This is a genomic window from Microbacterium sp. (genome assembly GCF_031178525.1).
Lineage (GTDB): Bacteria > Actinomycetota > Actinomycetes > Actinomycetales > Microbacteriaceae > Microbacterium.
Map to the genome: position 1 here is coordinate 8,197 of NZ_JAPSJA010000056.1, position 4,060 is coordinate 12,256.

The window sequence follows — 4,060 nt, forward strand, 5'->3', positions numbered from 1 at the left end:
CGTCGCGCCGGCGCCCCGCCGGCGCGACGCTCCTCGCCTGGCTGGGGCTCGCGCCCTTCGCGGCGTACATCCTGCTCTTCCTCGTGCTGCCCACGGTGCTCGCGCTCGCATCCGGGCTGTTCGACGGCGACGGGAACCTCACCGCCGACAACCTCGCGGCGCTCGGCGACCCGACGATCCTGGCCGTGTTCGGCAACACCGTGTGGCTGTCGGCCGCGACCGCGGTCATCGGCTCCGTGCTCGGTGCCCTCGTCTGCTACGCCCTGCTCGGCGTGGATGAGGCGCACCCGATGCGCCGCGTCGTCGACGCGGCCGCGAGCGTGCTCGCGCAGTTCGGCGGCGTCATGCTCGCGTTCGCCTGGATCGCCACCTTCGGTCTGCAGGGCGTCGTGACCGTGCTGCTGCAGGGGATCGGCATCCAGCCGTATGCCGACGGGCCGTGGATCTACGAGCTCGCCGGCCTGTTCGGCCCGTACATCTACTTCCAGGTGCCGCTCATGGTCATCACGTTCATGCCCGCGCTCGCGGCGCTGAAGCCCCAGTGGGCCGAGGCGAACCTCACACTCGGCGGCACGCGCGGCGGCTTCTGGGCCCACGTCGGCGTACCCGTGCTCGCGCCCGCGTTCCTCGCGAGCCTGCTGCTGCTGTTCGCCAACGCGTTCTCGTCCTACGCCACCGCGGCCGCGCTGGCCAGCCAGGGCGCGCAGATCGTGCCGCTGCAGATCCGCGCGGCGCTCACGAGCGAGACGGTGCTGGGTCGCGAGAACCTCGCCGGCGCCCTGGCGCTCGGCATGATCGTGATCGTCGCGCTCGCCATGTGGGCGTACGCCGCGGTGCAGCGGCGGGCCGCGAGGTGGCAGCGGTGACCGCGGGCATCGCGCCCGGACGCGCGACCCGCTGGCTGATCGGCGTCGTCGTGGGCGGGGCGTTCCTCGTCCCGCTCGTGGGCACGCTCCTCTACACGCTGCGCGACATCGCCACGGGGGAGCTGACCGGCGCGCACTGGGCGGGCCTCGTCGATCCTGCCAATGCCGCCACGCTGCGTCCGATCTGGACGGGTCTCGGCAACTCGCTGCTGCTCGCCGTCGTGACGGTGGGGATCGTGCTGATCCTCCTGACGCCGACGATCATCCTGGTGAACCTGCGCTTCCCGGCGCTGCGCCGCGGCTTCGAGTTCGTGGCACTGCTGCCGATCTCCATCCCCGCGATCGTGCTCGTCGTGGGCCTCGCGCCGATCTACCTGCAGATCGGCCGCACGCTCGGCACGGGCGCCTGGACGCTCGCGTTCGCGTACGGCATCACGGTGCTGCCGTTCGCGTACCGCGCGATCCAGGCCTCGCTCGACGCGCTCGACCTGCGCACCCTCACCGAGGCGGCGCGCTCACTCGGCGCGAGCTGGATCGACGTCGTGCTGCGCGTGCTCGTGCCCAATCTGCGGCAGGGGCTGCTCGCCGCCTCGCTCATCTCGGTCGCCGTCGTGCTCGGCGAGTTCACGATCGCGTCGCTTCTGAACCGCCAGGTGCTGCAGACGGCGATGGTCGTCGTGCAGAAGCAGGACCCCGTCGCGCCCGCGATCTTCACCCTGCTCGCTCTCGGGCTGGTGTTCCTTCTGCTGCTGGCGCTCGGCTTCGCCGCGGGCGGGCGCCGCTCCGATGCGCGGCGGAAGAAGGCGCGTGCCACCGAAGCGCGGGCGAAGGAAGCGCCGGCGCACGACCCGGAGACGAAGAACGTGCCGGCAGGCGACATGCCGGTGGAGGAAGAGCCCCTGAAGGAAGAGAAGGTCTCGTCATGACCGCCGTCGAAGACGTCCCCCGCGGGCTGCCCCGCACAGAGGAGAACGCCCTGCTGGCCGAGGCCGGCGAGGGGACGCGCGTGGAGTTCCGCCGGGTCGTGAAGGACTACGGCTCCACCCGGGTGCTGCACGGCATCGACCTCGACATCCGGCCCGGGGAGTTCGTGTCGCTGCTCGGTCCGTCGGGCTGCGGCAAGACCACGGCGCTGCGCGTGCTGGCCGGCCTCGAGCAGGCGACCGGGGGGTCCGTCCTGCTGGGCGGGCACGACGTGTCAGGGACGCCCACCAACAAGCGCGACATCGGCATGGTGTTCCAGGCCTACTCGCTGTTCCCGCATCTGAAGGTCGTGGACAACGCGGCGTTCGGGCTGCGGCGCCGCGGCGTGGGCCGCGGCATCGCGACCCGGCGTGCGGGAGACGCCCTCGACCTCGTGGGCCTCGGTCACCTCGCCGACCGGTTCCCGCACCAGCTGTCGGGCGGCCAGCAGCAGCGCGTCGCGCTGGCACGGGCGCTCGTCACGGAGCCGCGCGTGCTGCTGCTGGACGAGCCGCTGTCCGCGCTGGACGCGAAGGTCCGCGTCCAGCTGCGCGACGAGATCCGGCGCATCCAGCTGCGGCTCGGCACCACGACGGTGTTCGTCACACACGACCAGGAGGAGGCGCTCGCCGTCTCCGACCGGATCGCCGTCATGAACGCCGGCCGGATCGAGCAGATCGGCTCGCCCGAGGAGCTCTACCTGCGCCCCGCGACGCCGGGTGTCGCGGCGTTCGTCGGCCTGTCGTCGATCGTCCCCGCGACGGTCGCGGGCGGCATCGCCTCGGTGCTCGGCGTCGACCTTCCCGTCGTCGGCGAGGCCGCGGCCGGCCCCGGGGAGGCCTTCCTGCGCCCGGAGAACGTGCGCCTCGGCGGATCGATCCCGGCCGTCGTGCAGGAGTCGACGTTCCTCGGATCGCTGCGGCGCACGCTCGTGCGCACCGAGTCCGGCGCGATGCTCTGGCTGCAGCATGCCGCGACCGAGCGCCTGGGCTTCGACGAGAGGGTGCAGGTGGCCATCGATCCCGTGCCGGTGGTCGTGCGCCCTGTCGCCTGATCCTCCGGGCCCGTCATCCTTCGCGCGGGGCGAGCCGTGAGGCGCCGCGGATATCATCGCGGCATGAGCGAACCGGTCGTCCCGCCGACCCGCAGCCGGTGGGCGATCGGTCCGGCGGCCGTGACCGTCGTCCTGTTCGTCGCGGCCCTGTGGGTGATCGAGATCGTCGACACCGTGCTGATGAACCGGCTCGACGCGGGCGGCATCACGCCGTGGCGCGTCGACGGGGCCGGGGGCATCCTGTGGGCGCCGCTGCTGCACAGCGGGTGGCCGCACCTCATCGCGAACACGGTGCCGGCGCTCGTGCTCGGGTTCCTCGCTCTCGCGGTCGACTACCGCCGCGGCGTGGCGGCGACCGCCATCATCTGGTTCGGTGCGGGAGCGGCCGTGTGGTTCACGGGCGGGCTCAGCACGCTCCATCTCGGCGCGAGCGGGCTCATCTTCGGATGGCTGACGTATGTCATCCTGCGCGGCCTCTTCAATCGCCGGATCGGACAGCTCCTGATCGGCGTCGCGGTCGGCGCCGTCTACGGCGGGCTGCTGTGGGGCGTGCTGCCGACGCAGCCCGGCGTCTCGTGGCAGAGCCACCTGTTCGGCGCGGTCGCGGGCGCGCTCGCCGCGGTGTGGCTGCGCGACCGGCGCGACTGACGGGCACTCACTCCGGCGCCGTCCACTCGATCGTGTGGCGGAAGCCGAGGCGGCGGCGGAAGCGGGCCCCGGGCAGGTGCCGCGCGAAAGCGGCGCGGATGTCCCGCAGCGTGAGGTCCGGATCCTTCGTGGGATACGGATCCGAGACCGGCGGATCGAGAACCGGTCGCGGATGCAGGATGACGCCGATCAGCGGGTTGGTCGCGACCGACAGCAGGTCCCACGCCAGATCGACGGGCCCGCTCGAGCGGGCGAGCCCGACGACGAGCAGACGCCCACCGGGGGAGAGGAGGGCGCGCACCCGCCGCAGCGCGACCTCGAGGTCGAGATGGTGGAGCACGGCGACCATCGTGATGCAGTCGAAGCGCCCCTCGACGTCGTCGAAGGACGCGTGTCGCGCAGCGACGTTCGGGCGGTCCGCGCAGCGCGCCGCGGTCGCGGCGACCTGCCCTTCGTCGGCGTCGACGGCGAGCACACGGCCGAACCGATGCGAGAGGCGCCACGCGAGCAGTCCCTGACCGCACCCGAC

At 72.7% G+C, this 4,060-nt stretch carries 5 protein-coding genes; 4 read left to right on the forward strand and 1 reads right to left on the reverse strand.

The features are described from left to right. From RIF89_RS05735 to RIF89_RS05750, 4 genes are all read left to right on the forward strand, one after another. On the forward strand, positions 1-866 hold an 866-nt coding region (locus RIF89_RS05735; protein ID WP_375294437.1), incomplete at its 5' end, for an ABC transporter permease. An 8-nt stretch (positions 867-874) separates the two neighbouring features. Then, positions 875-1,792, forward strand: a complete 918-nt coding sequence (locus RIF89_RS05740; protein WP_375294438.1) for an ABC transporter permease — start codon at positions 875-877, stop codon at positions 1,790-1,792. Then, the gene (locus RIF89_RS05745; protein WP_309068181.1) at positions 1,789-2,883 is read left to right on the forward strand and encodes an ABC transporter ATP-binding protein; all 1,095 of its coding nucleotides are present in this window, start codon (positions 1,789-1,791) and stop codon (positions 2,881-2,883) included. The genes RIF89_RS05740 and RIF89_RS05745 overlap by 4 nt, the downstream gene beginning before the upstream one ends. Before the next feature lie 63 nt (positions 2,884-2,946). Continuing rightward, positions 2,947-3,531 carry a rhomboid family intramembrane serine protease gene (locus RIF89_RS05750; protein ID WP_309068182.1) on the forward strand — a complete coding sequence of 195 codons (585 nt, stop codon included), beginning with the start codon at positions 2,947-2,949 and terminating at the stop codon, positions 3,529-3,531. Positions 3,532-3,538: 7 nt separating this feature from the next. Here the strand turns inward: RIF89_RS05750 and RIF89_RS05755 are convergent. Next, positions 3,539-4,060: class I SAM-dependent methyltransferase (locus RIF89_RS05755; RefSeq protein WP_309068183.1), on the reverse strand; the 522-nt coding region annotated here is incomplete at its 5' end.

What these genes read in the sequence shown, in the direction of transcription:
- RIF89_RS05745 (WP_309068181.1), top strand. Translation starts at nt 1,789, where the DNA reads ATGACCGCCGTCGAAGACGTCCCCCGCGGGCTGCCCCGCACAGAGGAG.
- RIF89_RS05750 (WP_309068182.1), top strand. Translation starts at nt 2,947, where the DNA reads ATGAGCGAACCGGTCGTCCCGCCGACCCGCAGCCGGTGGGCGATCGGT.